Raw genomic sequence first — 14,414 nt, 5'->3', positions numbered from 1 at the left:
GAACTACAGTATTTTATTAATAAAATTAACAATAAAAATATGACATCCGAAGCATTATTTGAGCAACTCAAACATCCTAATCCCAACATGCGAAACCGAGCAATGTTGGAAATTGCCGATACTCGCGATGAAAATACAATTCCTCGTTTAAGAGAATTTATTTCTTGGTTTTACCTTGGTATTTCTGGCAACACAAAAATCACCCGCTTAGGTGAGGTAAGTTAAATCTCTGAGCGGTTATTATGGGCAAAGATGAAGCAAAAATATACAAACTTAGATTATGGTTAGTCAACTACTAATAGTAATCTTTCAATATATACTATAAGACTGCTTGCTGATTGAGTCTAACTTCTAACTAATACCTACCCAAAATTCAGATACGGATGCTTCTATGGCTACACAAATCGAAATTCCGCTCATTGGTAAAAAGTTAAAGCCTCCATCCCGTTGGGTGTTAGGGTTGTTAGTAGGTGGTTTATTTATCATTTTTGGCGCGATCGCAACCCAAACTTTTAGCAAGCAAGGGATAAGTCAGGAAGAGATTTCACAGCTTACGGTTCCTGTGGAAGCTAAAAATGTCACTTTACGAATTACCGCTAGCGGTAAAGTGACACCAATCCAAAGTGTAAATATTAGCCCTAAAAATGCTGGGATTGTTACACAGTTGTATGTAGAACAAGGTGACAAGGTACAAAAGGGACAAATTATTGCCCGAATGAATAGCGATGATATTCAAGCTCGGATTCAGCAAGCAAAGGCAAATCTCGCACAATCACAAGCACAGTTAGATCAAGCACGTGCCGGAAATCGTCCCCAAGAAATTGCCCAAGTGCGATCGCGTTTAGCCCAAACTGAAGCCCAATTAGCAGCAGCTCGTACCGGAAATCGTCCCCAGGAAATTGCTCAAGCCCAAGCACAGGTAGATGCAGCACAGGCAAAGGTAATTTATACCAGTGAACAAGTAAAACGCTACCGTTACTTAGTTGGACAAGGTGCGGAAAAAAGACAATTATTAGATCAGACATTAAGCGAAGATAATGCCGCAAAAGCAAGTCTAAGGGAAGCTGAAAAAAGATTATCGTTGCAACAAAGCGGTACTCGTTCTGAGGAGATTACCCAACGTCAAGCAGCTGTAGCCGAAGCGAGAGCATCTTTACAGCTATCGGAAAGTGGTTCCCGTCCAGAGGAAATTGCCCAACGTCAGGCAGCTGTAGCTTCCTCACAAGCCCAACTTCAGACAGAATTAGTGACTTTAGAAGACTCAATTATTCGCGCTCCTTTTTCTGGTATCGTTACGCAAAAATACGCAAATATCGGTGCATTTGTCACGCCGACTACCTCCGCAAGTGCTTCAGCTTCGGCGACATCAAGCTCACTCGTTGCCTTAGTGCGTGGTTTGGAAATATTAGCAAGCGTTCCTGAAGCTGATATCGGTAGAATTAAGGAAGGGCAGCAAGTTGAAATCGTCAGTGATGCCTATCCAGAGCAGGTTTTTAAAGGAAAAGTACGGTTAATTGCACCGGAAGCAGTCAAGGAAGAAGGAGTAACATTATTTCAGGTACGGGTACAAATAACTACAGGTGAAGAAAAATTGCGATCAGGCTTCAATGTTGATTTGACGTTTTTAGGCGATGATGTGGCAAATGCCTTATTAGTCCCTACAGTAGCAATTGTCACCGAAAAGGGAAATACTGGTGTGTTGGTTCCCGATGCCCAAAACAAGCCGCAATTTCGCTCTATTAGTATTGGTTCGCAAATAAAAGACCAAACTCAGATTGTAGAGGGAATTAAACAAGGCGATCGCATCTTCTTAAATCCACCTCCTGAATATCAAAAGCAGAAGGAACAAGAGAAGAATGAGAAATAAGAGAATAGAGGCAATTTCCACATTAAACTATGAACATCATCGAGAGTATGACAATGGCAGGAAAAACCCTGCTTTCCAATAGATTACGTAGTGCGTTGACAATGCTAGGAATTGTGATTGGAAATGCTTCAGTAATTGCCATGATTGGAGTTGGTGAAGCAGGACAAAAATACGTTGCCAAGCAATTAAACTCATTGGGACCAAATATTTTATTTGTGTTACCAGGAAACGAAGAAACCCAGCGAATTTCCTTTGAAGTTCCCAAAAATTTAGTCCTCGCAGATGCAGAAGCGATCGCATCTCAGGTTCCCACTGTAGCGGGGGTTGCACCGGAATTAAATCGTCGGCAAAGAGTTTCTTTCAAAAATCGTAATTCTGATGAAAACATCATTGGCACAACTCCAAGTTTCTTGATTGTGCGGGATTTCGACACAACAAAAGGACGCTTTTTTAGCGATATCGATATGAAGCGTAGTAATCAAGTTGTGGTTTTAGGAAGTAAATTTGCCACCAAATTTTTTGGGACAAATAACCCGATTGGACAACAAATACGAATTAAAGATTCGAGATTTGAAATTATTGGTGTACTGAGAGAAAAAGGTTCGAGTGTTGGTGCTGATTACGACAAGGCATTAGTAATACCAATTACAACCTCTGCCAACCGTTTAGTTGGACGCAATTCCCCCTATGGATTAGGTGTAGATTACATTGTCGCTTCAGCACGCGATAGTAAAAGTGTAGATGCTGCTGTGTTTCAAATCACGAATTTGCTGCGTCTGCGTCATAAAATCAACGGAGAAGACGACTTTGGGATACGAACACAAAAAGACGCATTAAAAACCGTCGGACAAATTACGGGAGCATTAACAGTAATGTTAGCTGCGATCGCGGCAATTTCCCTGTTTGTTGGTGGCATTGGGATTATGAATATTATGCTGGTTTCCGTCACCGAACGCACCAGTGAGATTGGCTTAAGGAAAGCAATTGGTGCAACCCAGCAAGATATTCTCTTGCAATTTACGATTGAGGCTGTTATTGTTTCTGCTGCTGGTGGTTTGGTTGGTGCTGCTGTAGGTGTTTCCGGAGTTTTACTAGTAGGTGCTTTGACTCCCTTAGAAGCAGCGATTTCACCAATTGCGATCGCGTCTGCTGTAGGAATTTCCGGTGCGATCGGTTTATTTTTTGGTGTTGTTCCTGCCCGTCGTGCGGCAAAACTTGACCCAATTGTGGCATTGAGAAGTGTTTAATAATTTTGGATTTTAGATTAAATAGACTTATTTATATTAGTTGAGAATCTCAAAATACAAACAGATTTTATTTAAATATAAAATTCACAATCAAGTATAAAAATCTAAAATTAAGTAATTATATGACTCAATCTAAAATCCAAAATCCAAAATCTAAAATTGCCACGATTATCCGCTTAGAAAATATCTTTAAAATTTACGGGATTGGAGAAACCGAAGTTCGTGCCCTTCAGGATGTAAACTTAATTATTGAAGAAGGGGAATATTGTGCAATTATGGGACCATCAGGTTCGGGAAAATCAACAGCCATGAATATTATTGGTTGTTTAGATCGACCCAGTTCCGGACATTATTATTTAGATAACCTTGATGTTGCTCAAATGGAAGATAACGAACTTGCTCATATTCGTAATAAAAAACTCGGATTCGTCTTCCAACAATTTCATTTATTACAGCAACTAAGCGCTCTAGAAAATGTCATGTTACCAATGGTTTATGCAGGTATTCCTAACAACGAACGTCGAGAAAGGGCAGCCGAAGCACTAATAAAAGTTGGCTTAGAAAATCGGATGCAAAACAAACCCAACCAACTATCAGGAGGACAACAACAACGAGTTGCGATCGCACGTTCAATTGTCAATCGTCCTGTTTTACTCCTCGCAGATGAACCCACAGGAGCGCTAGATTCCCGTACCACACAAGAAGTCTTAGATATTTTTACCGAACTCAACACCAGTGGTATCACCGTCATTATGGTGACGCATGAACCCGAAGTAGCCCGTCAAACCAGACGTATTGTTTGGTTCCGAGATGGGGAAGTTATCCATTCCAACCTCACGCCAGCCGATTTAAACCAAGTTGCAAACTCTTAATCCACACTCATTAATATTACCTTGAATAGCCCCAAATAAAACTACCCCTCCCTAACCCTCCCCTTATAAAGGGGAGGGAACTGGATTTCTATTTCTAGTTTCCCTCCTTTATAAGGGGGGACTAAGGGGGGTAATTTCGAGATATCAGGGGAACAAACTTATTACCGTAGACTTAAGCGGTGAGGAGATTCTTTTCATGCCTTTTACTAAGCGACTTTCCTTGTTGGGGAATCGAGAACAACCTCAGCAACCGAGAAATCCCGTTTAATTTTATGCTTATTGAGATATTCAAAGGGATTATCAGCATCAAAAGGTGTACCATCGAATAACTTGATGGGTTGACGAGTATAACTAATATCCAAGCCCAATTCGCGAGCTGCGGTACTAAATACCCGAACACGACATACCCGTTCCACAACTTCTACCCAGTTGCGGGGGAAAGGTGTATCACCCCAGCGTGCTAATTGGGTCATAATCCAAATTTGTTCGGTACGACTAGGACGGTTGATTGCCGATTTCGCATAGAATTGGTGGTGAGCATATTCAACTGGATTTTCTAAATCGCAGGTATTCTCGTAGGGGTCCCCCAGTTGGATATAATCAATACTGGTACTGACATACTCAGGTCTAGCTAAGATATGGCGAATTTCTTCAGCATTTTCCGGTAGGGAACAGTAATAACAAGCTTCCAGTAAAGCTTTGGTAAGAGCAATGTGGGTATTCGGGTACATCTCTGCCCAATCTTCCCGCACTCCCAACACTTTACCAGGATGTCCCAACCAAACTTCCACATCACTTGCGATCGTAAAACCTGCACCTTCTTCAGCAGCGCGAAGATTCCAAGGTTCGCCAACACAGTAGCCATCGATACTACCATTTTGCAAATCCACCACCATCTGAGCAGGGGGAATGGTTTGAATATGCACATCTTCGTCGGGGTCAATACCACCTGCTGCTAACCAATACCGAAGTAACAAATTGTGCATTGAGGCTGGGTGAACTACCCCCATTGTGTGCCGTTTATCGCGGGTACGCAGTAAGAAGTCGTGGAAGCTAGATAAATCCTGCACACCTTGTTGTAAGAAGTTCTTATTCAGGGTGATGGCATTACCGTTGCGAGTCATAGTTAAAGCAGAGACAACAGGCAATGGTTTATTCTTATGTCCACCCAAAGTCATCCACATCGGCATTCCCGAAGGCATTTGCGCGGCATCCAGATATCCACCCGCAATCCCATCAACGATACCACGCCAACTGGTTTCGCGGACGAGATGCACATCATCCAAACCATGTTTGGCAAAAAAGCCTTTTTCTTTAGCGATCGCCATAGGAGCGCAAGCTGTCAGGGGGACAAAACCAATCTCTAAATTGACCTTTTCCAACCCGTGACGGGATACTGCGGCTGTTTTTCTAGCACGTAGTTTCTTGATGCGTTTTTGCTGGTTGAGGAAGTAAATTATTTCACTCCGCAAGCTGTAATAGCTGGGGTGTTCCACTACTTCCATCCGTTTGCGGGGACGGGGAATATCAACTTCGAGGATGTCACCAATTTTTGATTCTGGTCCATTGGTGAGCATGACAATGCGATCGCTCAACAAAACCGCTTCGTCAACGTCGTGTGTCACCATCACCGCAGTTACTTCGTTTTCTTCGCAGATTTGCATCAACTGTTCCTGCAAATTTCCACGAGTCAAAGCATCCAATGCACCAAATGGTTCATCTAGCAAGAGTAATTTAGGTTTAATTGCCAAAGCCCGTGCGATCGCAACCCGTTGTTTTTGTCCCCCCGAAAGCATTCCCGGTTGTTTATCTGCGTGTGGACCTAATCCCACCATCTTGATATGTTTTTCAACAATTGCCTGACGTTCCTCTGCTGACAATCCACTCATCACAGAATCCACCGCAAGGGCAATATTTTCGCGCACAGTACGCCAAGGTAGTAAAGAATAGTTTTGGAATACTACCATGCGATCGGGTCCCGGTTTCGTAATTCTTTGTCCTTCCAGGGTTACTAATCCCTCGGTAGGTAAATCCAAACCCGCAATCATATTTAGTAGAGTCGATTTTCCGCAACCAGAGTGACCGATTAAAGAGACAAATTCGCCCTTTTTAATTTGTAAATCAATTCCTTTTAAAGCGACGTACCTGCCACCACCAGTTAAATCAAAAACCTTTTCAATTTGGTCAACACTAACAAAGATAGACATGGTATTTATAGGGATAATAGGAAGTTTTTGCAAGTTGTAAGTTTTTAAGTTATGAGTTATGAGTTGAAATTATTAATACTTCTAACTCGTCACTCTTAATTTTACTTCTGTTCAGGCAAAATCCTGTTCTGCAACCAACCCATGAACTTGTCGAGCATTAAACCAACTACACCGATATAAACTAGTGCCAAAATTACTTCACTAACATTATTATTCTGATAAGCATCCCAGATAAAAAAGCCAATTCCGACAATACCCGACATGACGATTTCTGCCGCGATAATCGCCAACCAAGCCAAACCGATGGAAATTCTCAAACCAGTGAAGATGTAAGGTAATGCCGCAGGAATCAAGATATTAATGAAATAATCTTTTTTGTTGAGTTGCAACACCTTGGCAACGTTGTTGTAGTCGCTGGGAATCTCTTTTACACCCACCGCAGTATTTAGCAATATGGGCCAAATTGCGGTAATAAAAATAACGAACAGCGCAGCAGGCTCATTTTGACGAAGTGCAGCTAAGGAAATAGGAACCCAAGCCAAAGGTGGAACTGTTCTTAATAACTGGAAGAGAGGATCTAAGGCTTGATTGATGGTTTTATTCACACCAATTAAAACACCTAAAGCAATACCTACAATTGCGGCTAAGGTGTAGCTAATTGCAACCCGTTGTAAACTGGCGAGAATCTGCCAAAATAAGCCTTTATCAAGACCACCGTTATCATAAAAAGGATATAAAATCAGCATCCAAGTATCTGCAACTACCTTTATAGGTCCTGGTAAAGTTGCTCCGGGTATCCAAGAAAAAAGTTGCCAAATTGTTAGAAATATTAGCAGTGCGATCGCAGGGGGTATTAAGCCAGGTATTTGCTTTCGCAAGAGTTTAATGAAGCTATTCTCATAGTTAGTATTCGTAGGTCGTCTTTGGACTGTTGTCATCGATGCTCTCCTTGGGGTTGTATCTCAATGATTGGGGATATTATTGGTCGTAAATCGTTAATTATTAGCAGAAACTAATGAGCTTGAAAACTAAGGAATGTGGATTAAATAAAATACAACTCTTGACTGTATCGATTTAGGTTGGGTTTCGCAATAGCGAAACCCAACCTACAAAGAATTGTATATTAATAAATTTTCGTTCCTAACGATTAACTAAAGTACAACTTTTTTGATTTTGAGACTCTTTAAATATTCTTCAGGCTTTTCTGGATCGAATTTCACACCATCAAAAAACTCTTCGACACCACGGGATGTGGCAGTGGGAATGTCTGCCGCAGGAACTCCCATTTCTTGGGCAGCTTCTTTCCAAATATTTTCCTTATTAACTTTATCAATCAATGCTTTTGCTTTTGCCGCACCATTCTCAATATAATCTTTTGGTAAGAATCCCCAGCGCACACTCTCAGTAATAAACCATAAGTCGTGGCTCTTATATGGGTAGGAGACGTTACCTTTTCCATCTTTCCAGTACAAAGCCGCAAGTGATTTATCGTTAATTTTGCGCTCACCCATATCATAAACACCTTGGTATGGTTCGGCGATTATGTCTGCGGGAAGGTTGAAATAATTCCGTCCAGCTAAAATTTCTGATGCTTCTTTGCGGTTCTCAAAGTTATCCAACCACTGCTGTGCTTTGATTATCCCCTTGATGATTGCTTTTGTTGCTTTCGGATGTTTATCCACCCAGTCACCTCGCATTGCTAGGTATTCTTCAGGGTGATCTTTCCAAATTTCCGCCGTCAATGCAGCCATAAAACCAATTTTATCTTTGACGATGCGGTAGGGCCAGGGGTCCCCCGTACTGAATGCATCCATCGTTCCCGTCTTCATATTGGCGACAGTTTGGGCTGCTGGCACTGTCAACAACTTCACATCACTATCTGGATCGATACCACTAGCAGCGAACCAGTAACGAATCCAAAAATCTTGATTTACTGCGGGGAAGGTTTGTGCAGCAGTGAATGGAGCTGGTGCTGATTTGAGAGCGGTAATCGCAGACTTCGCTTGATCGAGTTTTAAACCCACACCTTTACCAGCCCATTTACCCGCGATCGCAATTCCATTCCCATTGGTAATCAATTGACACAACACATACATGGGAATCTTTTGATTGCCTTTGGTAATCAAACCTTCAGTAATCAAATGTGGCATTGGCATCTGCCATTGTCCACCATCAATACCACCACCAGCAGAACCAATTTCTACATTATCTCGCGCTGCACCCCAAGAAGCTTGTTTTGCTAGTTCAACATCGGGCATTCCATACTCAGCAAAAAAGCCTTTTTCTTTGGCAATGATTAATGGCGCAGATTCAACAATCGGAATATATCCTAATTTTACCTTTGTTGTTTCTGGTTTTTGTTCGGGACTAATATTTGCAACTGGTGCTGATGTTGTCCCCGAAGTTGAAGTCGAACCAGATGAATTACCACTACCAGCTTCTGGAGGATTTCCCAAACAACCTTTCAGCAATATTGCACTCGCAGATGCACCTGCTGTAATGATGAATTTACGACGAGAAATCTGATTAAAAAACTCCGACATAGCATCTCCTTTAGTTGTAACTTTTTTTTTTGGGCATAGTAAAACTAAGCAAGAGAAACTTATTGTTTCTTGCGTCGCTAAATTTGTATTGAAAATTTTAAATTTAGTATTTACAAAATTTATACTTACTTATTTCTAAGTTTAGACAAATTAGTAAATCACTTACTAAAAGCTAGTCATTTAGATAACGTTAATATTACGTGTTACTGATAAAACTTAATTAACGTCGTTTAAATAAGCATACAGCCTTTAATAGTAATTTGGTTCATTGTCAAACAGCAATTATTAAACAAATATTAGATTAGTCCTATAAGTAAAAACTTATGTATCGACACCAAATCATGCTTATTTCATCAATGCATACTATAAAACACATATTTATCATTGGTAATAATCTATGATTTTGCCAAAATCAGATAATTATCTATATATACAATTGATAAGCTCGTCATAATATTAAGAAAAGTAAAGTGTTAACTTTGTGGCTGACGGGTTAAAGCCTTAAATCAAACCCTATAGTCTTAGGTATAAACCTCATCAATAGTAATCAGTAGCTTTTCCTATGAAACAAATATCTCACCAGAAAATATTTCCGATAGTATTTTTTGCGATCGCACTCAGCATTGTTACTCAAAATGTGGTTTCTAGTTTGGTTGTCCCCAACTTGGACGGAGAATCGCAACCAAACCGCGTCAAACTGAGCGAATGTATGGCAGATGTTAGAGAAGTGACGAGTGGTTGGGAACAGCAACAGATGAATCAAGCAGCGACAGCGATTTGTGATGCCAGAAAAGCACATGCAAAGGAAAAAGCAAGATTTATCGGTGCAATTAGCAAATTAGAAAAGCAATATCAAGGATATACAAATCACGGGTTTGATAAGCATGTGAAAGTCGCAACCCAGGATGCTTGGAATATCGTCAAAAATTGCATTGAATTTAAAGAAGGATTTACTCATCCGCATAATGTGGCAATATATCAAGTTCCCAATGAAGTTCGTAAAAGTTGCTATGCAATAGGCACGGGTTTAGTGGAGTCGCAGTTATTCACTAAATAAGCAGCTAGAGATTTTTAAGACAAGGGAAGCATTTTTGCCTCTGCGCTTAGATTTGCGGCTTTATGAGGTGTTGGAAAAATTGTCAGCAGATGATTTAATAAGTGTCAACGCCCAAATTGAGTATCTTTTGACTGAAGCAGCAAAAAAATCAGGACGATGGAAGGGGGATAAAAGTAAATCTAATGATGATTAATTAATGATTAATGTAGAGACGCGATATATCGCGTCTCCAGGGGATGAAATATAAAGTTGTTTTTTCAAAAACCAATTAATTGTTAAATTTTAACTATTTAATCAAGACTTGTATATTAAAAAGTCAAAATATTCCGTATTCTGTCTCCTTCTCATTCACCAGCTTCCATTAACTCAACGATTTCCAACAACATTTTAGAAACTAGGATTAAACATACAGTCGAACATGTAAATGTCACTGTGAGGAATTGAAGTGCTGCTTCCAAAGAAATAATGCTATACATAAACTCTCCTATCGGAAAATGGGACTTGCTGATTAACTCTTGCTGTAATATCTATAGCGCTGGGTAATGTGAGGTTATGCACTCCTCTGTTTTGGGATAGTTTTTGAGATATGTAACGTCATCCTTGCTACCGATGAAACCTGAGTCAAAACCTGATGAAATAGATATAGGGTAGAAACATGTAAAAACTATGACTAAGCAGGTTTTGATTCTTGGTGGACGGGGAAGGATTGGTAAAAGTGTTGCCGTGGATATTCTCACCCATACGCAGGCTGAAGTTACTATAACTGGACGAACACCAGCAACAGAAACCGAAGACAAGCCTGTCAAGTTTTTGGTATTAGACTTGATGGAGGAAGAAAAATTGCGAAATGCGATCGCACAGCTTTCCACGGAAACCACATCCTCTAATCTTGTCATACATTGTGCTGGTCCTTTTCACTACCGCGATACTAAGGTTCTCGAACTCTGTATTGAGTATGGTGTAAATTATCTTGATGTTAGTGACCATCGTTCGTTTACCATCAAGGCGTTAAAATACCATGATAAAGCTCTTGCTGCCGGAATTACAGCAATTGTGAATACAGGGATTTTTCCCGGTATTTCTAACAGTATGGTACGCCATAATATTGAACAACTTGATACAGCAGAAACAATTCATTTAAGTTATTTGGTAGCAGGTTCAGGTGGTGCTGGGGTTACAGTCATGCGAACCACCTTTTTGGGTTTACAAAATTCTTTCGAGTCTTGGATTGATGGCAAATGGCAAGTCGTTAAACCTTACACACAACGGGAAACGATTAATTTTCCTCCACCTTATGGAGATAGTGGAGTTTACTGGTTTGATATGCCAGAAGCCTTCACTTTACCCAAAGCTTTCCCAGAAATCAAAAATGTAATTACTAAATTTGGTTCTGTACCAGATTTTTACAATCACTTGACTTGGATTGCAGCACATGCATTCCCCAAGTCGTGGATTCAAAGTAAATTTGGGGTGGAATTTTTATCGAACGTTAGTCATCAGATGACCAATGTTACCGACAATTTTAGTGGGATTGGGGTAGTAGTGCGATCGCAAGTTACAGGAACAAAAGATAACAAAACAGCTATCTGTTGTTCTACCTTAGTCCATGAGAATACAGCCGTTGCTGCTGCTGCTGGTACGGGTAGCATAGCCCAATTATTATTAGAAGGCAAATTTAGTAAACCTGGTGTATATCCCGTCGAAGAAGCATTACCAACAGATTTATTTCAACAAACAATGCATAGTCGCAACATTAAAATTAATGTAGAAACAAAATATATCGCGTCTCTCTTTATTTTATTTGTTCTATTTATTTAATTTCCTGATTCAAATTCATCAACAGTTGTATTAGAAGAAGTATTTCTAGAATGTGCGATCGCAACGTCACGTTCATACCAATTCATCAACGGAGTCGAACTAATACCATGTAAAATTACCGAAACCACAATAGTGGTATAGGTTATCCAGGCAATTTGTTCCCCTAGTTCGTTTTTTAACCCATTACCAAAAGCATAAGCAAGATAATATAACGAACCAACACCACGAATCCCAAACCAACCTAATAACAAGCGAGTTCGCACATCCATTTTGCGACGAGAAGAGTTTACAGAACCCTTGCCAATTGTACTAATCCAAGCACCTAAAGGTCTGATTACCAAAAATAGTAATACTATTACTGTTAGCGATTGAAATGCATAACTCATCATCGGTTTAGCTAATAAAATCGAACCTAATAATAAAATTGTGCCTATTTCTAAAAGCTTTTCAATCCGTTCAATAAATTCTAACTGTGCTAATGGCTGTTCTGGATTACGATAACTACGTTGTGTCACAATCCCGGCAACAAATACAGCTAAAAAACCATATCCATTCACAAATTCTGTTAACGAATAAGTTAATAAGATGATACCTATTGCCACAAAATCTTCCATTATTTCATCCGCACGACGGATGCGTTGTAAACGACGATCTAACCAAACAATTATTTTAGCTACAACAATTCCCATCACAATACCAGTCACAATCGCCCAAATAACATCAACCGCAACCCATGATTTTAACCAATTATTCCAATTATTATCTTTGATTGCATAAATCCCAAAATAAACAAAAGGAAATGCTAAAGCATCATTTAAACCACCTTCAGAAGTTAAACCAAATCGCAGTTCATCCTTATCTTTAATATCAGTTAATTGAACTTCTGAAGCTAATACTGGGTCAGTTGGTGCGAGAATTGCACCTAATAAAATTGCTCCACCCCAATCCATTCCTAATAAAAACTTGCCCACTAAAGCTAAGGCAAATATAGTAATAGGCATTACTAAAGCAATTAGTCTGATAGTAATATCCCATGTTCTCAAAGTCAGAGGACGGACTATTTTTAAACCACAACTAAACACTGAAATAATGACAACTAATTCGCTAATTCTTTCTAAGAATTCTGCATTAAATGTTCCCGAAGTACGTAATTGAACTATCCCAAAACCATATGGACCTAAGCCAATACCAACCACAAGATAGATAAGAGCAAAAGACAATGGTAAACGTGAAATCCATCCAGAACCTAACGTTACCATCAGTAAAAGTAGACCGATAACGAATAAGTCAATTATATAAATATCTACCATAAGAATTAGAGATTTTAGAGTAGGGAAGAAGGGAAATAAAATATAATGTATTGGTAAACTTAATTAATAATTAAACACCTACCAGCAATCAAAGCTTAATTGCGATCGCGCAGATATTAACATCACCCTAGGACAGATTTATTAATTCTCCGCAAGAATACCCTTCACCCCCGATCTATATCTTCACTTAATCATGGTAAGTTGAATCCAAGAGCTAAATACAGCCTGCGTTACAAGCCGATACTTGTAACTATTTTTACTCAAGTTCTAATGTCTTAACTTCAAGCTCTTAATCTCAAACTGATGGAGTTAGTAGTTTCAATCTTTTGTCAACAAACAAGGAAAAAACTAATGGTAACTATAATTACCATTTATTTTAACTACTTAACTAAAGTCAGTCTCAGTTAAATCAAAAAATAGTCCGCTCAAGCTTTTAGATATGTGAAATTGTCTATTGATTTCCCATATCTGATTTTAAGAACAAATGGTGCATCACAGGAGCGTAAAATGAGTCGTCTAATCTATGAAAATTCCGTCTCATATCGTGGTTATCTCATCATTCCTTTCGTTTGTAATAAGATTGGTAATACTTTTATCGGGAATGGTAGTCGCGGCAAAATTTATTCTTACAAACTCCTAGCAGAAAATGGTAGTAGGAATAAACTGCATAAAGCTGAAAATCCAACCGAAATTTACGGTGACAGCATTGACAATATCATTGATATTGGCAAAAAATATATTGATCGACACCTGATTGACAAAAACTTAGAACTTGTTAACAAGGATGATGCCTTCAAAAATCGTTATACTTACCGAAACAATTTAATTATTGTTTCCGAAGAAGCAGGAAAATATCACTACGACCATTATTCACCAGAAAGCTTGAATAACATTGCAGCACCTAAAATCTTCAAATCTGAATTTGACTGCATTAGCTGGATTAAGGAAGGAATCGATGGTTTACATCTCAAACGCAAAGTCAGCTAATTTTTGCAACTTAGTGACTTCCAATTAAATCTAGGGTGCGTTAGGATGGTAGTCCATAACGCACCATTAACTCTTAAATACCAACAAAAAGCGGGTTTTATACGAAGCGAGAGACTTGATATTTTTTTTGATAACACACTCTAAACGAACACCAAGAAATAAATTCTCCTTTCATTGTAGGGGCAGGGTTTCCCCACCCTTACGAATGATATAGTAAGTCTATCATTGGAATATTTTATTTTCTGGAACTTCCTAAAACAAATTTATACCATTTTGGATTCGAGTAAGGTCAACTTTCTACCTCTTATTCGTGCAGCGTAAAGTATTCCCAACTAAGTAAATGTAGTAACTATATAACCTACCTAGACAATAATATTACATAGATAAAAAAATGTAATGCAGTCATATGGCTACTAGCAATTATTTTAGCTAGAATAGCCAGTGTGTTACTTTTGACATTATTTAAAATATTCCTGGCAATGATTTAATTTTGTTAAAGTTTATTT

General features: G+C 39.1%; 13 protein-coding genes. 8 read left to right on the top strand and 5 right to left on the bottom strand.

Going from position 1 to position 14,414, the window contains the following annotated elements; all coding sequences use genetic code 11:
• The 4 genes from CK510_RS33455 to CK510_RS14535 form a co-directional block, all read left to right on the top strand.
• Window positions 1-225, top strand: a 225-nt coding sequence (locus CK510_RS33455) for a HEAT repeat domain-containing protein (protein ID WP_281257026.1), incomplete at its 5' end; no start/stop codon positions are given.
• A gap of 166 nt (window positions 226-391) precedes the next feature.
• Entirely contained in the window at window positions 392-1,867 is a 1,476-nt protein-coding gene (locus CK510_RS14545; RefSeq protein WP_095722385.1) for an efflux RND transporter periplasmic adaptor subunit, read from the top strand.
• Window positions 1,868-1,896: 29 nt separating this feature from the next.
• Window positions 1,897-3,114 carry an ABC transporter permease gene (locus CK510_RS14540; RefSeq protein ID WP_095722384.1) on the top strand — a complete coding sequence of 406 codons (1,218 nt, stop codon included), beginning with the start codon at window positions 1,897-1,899 and terminating at the stop codon, window positions 3,112-3,114.
• A 122-nt stretch (window positions 3,115-3,236) separates the two neighbouring features.
• Window positions 3,237-3,986, top strand: coding sequence for an ABC transporter ATP-binding protein (locus CK510_RS14535; RefSeq protein ID WP_095722383.1), 750 nt, complete (start codon window positions 3,237-3,239; stop codon window positions 3,984-3,986).
• Between the two features lie 206 nt (window positions 3,987-4,192).
• Here the strand turns inward: CK510_RS14535 and CK510_RS14530 are convergent, their stop codons facing one another.
• The 3 genes from CK510_RS14530 to CK510_RS14520 form a co-directional block, all read right to left on the bottom strand.
• Window positions 4,193-6,193, bottom strand: coding sequence for an ABC transporter ATP-binding/substrate-binding protein (locus tag CK510_RS14530; RefSeq protein WP_095722382.1), 2,001 nt, complete (start codon window positions 6,191-6,193; stop codon window positions 4,193-4,195).
• Between the two features lie 101 nt (window positions 6,194-6,294).
• Complete coding sequence (ntrB, locus tag CK510_RS14525; RefSeq protein WP_095722381.1) at window positions 6,295-7,131, bottom strand: nitrate ABC transporter permease; 837 nt, start codon at window positions 7,129-7,131, stop codon at window positions 6,295-6,297.
• Window positions 7,132-7,344: 213 nt separating this feature from the next.
• Window positions 7,345-8,736, bottom strand: a complete 1,392-nt coding sequence (locus tag CK510_RS14520) for a CmpA/NrtA family ABC transporter substrate-binding protein (RefSeq protein ID WP_095722380.1) — start codon at window positions 8,734-8,736, stop codon at window positions 7,345-7,347.
• 562 nt (window positions 8,737-9,298) lie between these two features.
• Between CK510_RS14520 and CK510_RS14515 the strand changes: the two genes are divergently transcribed.
• Both CK510_RS14515 and CK510_RS14510 read left to right on the top strand, forming a co-directional pair.
• On the top strand, window positions 9,299-9,793 hold the full coding sequence (locus CK510_RS14515; protein ID WP_095722379.1) for a hypothetical protein: 495 nt from the start codon (window positions 9,299-9,301) through the stop codon (window positions 9,791-9,793).
• Window positions 9,794-9,827: 34 nt separating this feature from the next.
• Complete coding sequence (locus CK510_RS14510) at window positions 9,828-9,986, top strand: type II toxin-antitoxin system antitoxin (RefSeq protein ID WP_245912153.1); 159 nt, start codon at window positions 9,828-9,830, stop codon at window positions 9,984-9,986.
• 151 nt (window positions 9,987-10,137) lie between these two features.
• Here CK510_RS14510 and CK510_RS33980 read toward each other — a convergent pair whose 3' ends face one another.
• A complete protein-coding gene (locus tag CK510_RS33980) occupies window positions 10,138-10,269 on the bottom strand; it encodes a hypothetical protein (RefSeq protein WP_281257025.1) in 132 nt (43 codons plus the stop codon).
• Window positions 10,270-10,459: 190 nt separating this feature from the next.
• Here CK510_RS33980 and CK510_RS14505 point away from each other — a divergent pair, with 190 nt between their 5' ends.
• On the top strand, window positions 10,460-11,611 hold the full coding sequence (locus tag CK510_RS14505; protein ID WP_095722377.1) for a saccharopine dehydrogenase family protein: 1,152 nt from the start codon (window positions 10,460-10,462) through the stop codon (window positions 11,609-11,611).
• On the opposite strand, the gene CK510_RS14500 is transcribed toward CK510_RS14505, so the two are convergent.
• The gene (locus CK510_RS14500) at window positions 11,608-12,921 is read right to left on the bottom strand and encodes a cation:proton antiporter (RefSeq protein ID WP_095722376.1); all 1,314 of its coding nucleotides are present in this window, start codon (window positions 12,919-12,921) and stop codon (window positions 11,608-11,610) included. The two genes, CK510_RS14505 and CK510_RS14500, sit on opposite strands and share 4 nt — an antisense overlap.
• Before the next feature lie 507 nt (window positions 12,922-13,428).
• Between CK510_RS14500 and CK510_RS14495 the strand changes: the two genes are divergently transcribed.
• Window positions 13,429-13,908, top strand: coding sequence for a hypothetical protein (locus CK510_RS14495; RefSeq protein WP_095722386.1), 480 nt, complete (start codon window positions 13,429-13,431; stop codon window positions 13,906-13,908).
• Window positions 13,909-14,414 lie beyond the last annotated feature (506 nt).

Origin of the sequence: Brunnivagina elsteri CCALA 953 (assembly GCF_002289455.1) — a bacterium.
GTDB classification, from domain to species: domain Bacteria; phylum Cyanobacteriota; class Cyanobacteriia; order Cyanobacteriales; family Nostocaceae; genus Brunnivagina; species Brunnivagina elsteri.
This window is presented reverse-complemented; position numbering and strand designations above follow the sequence as displayed.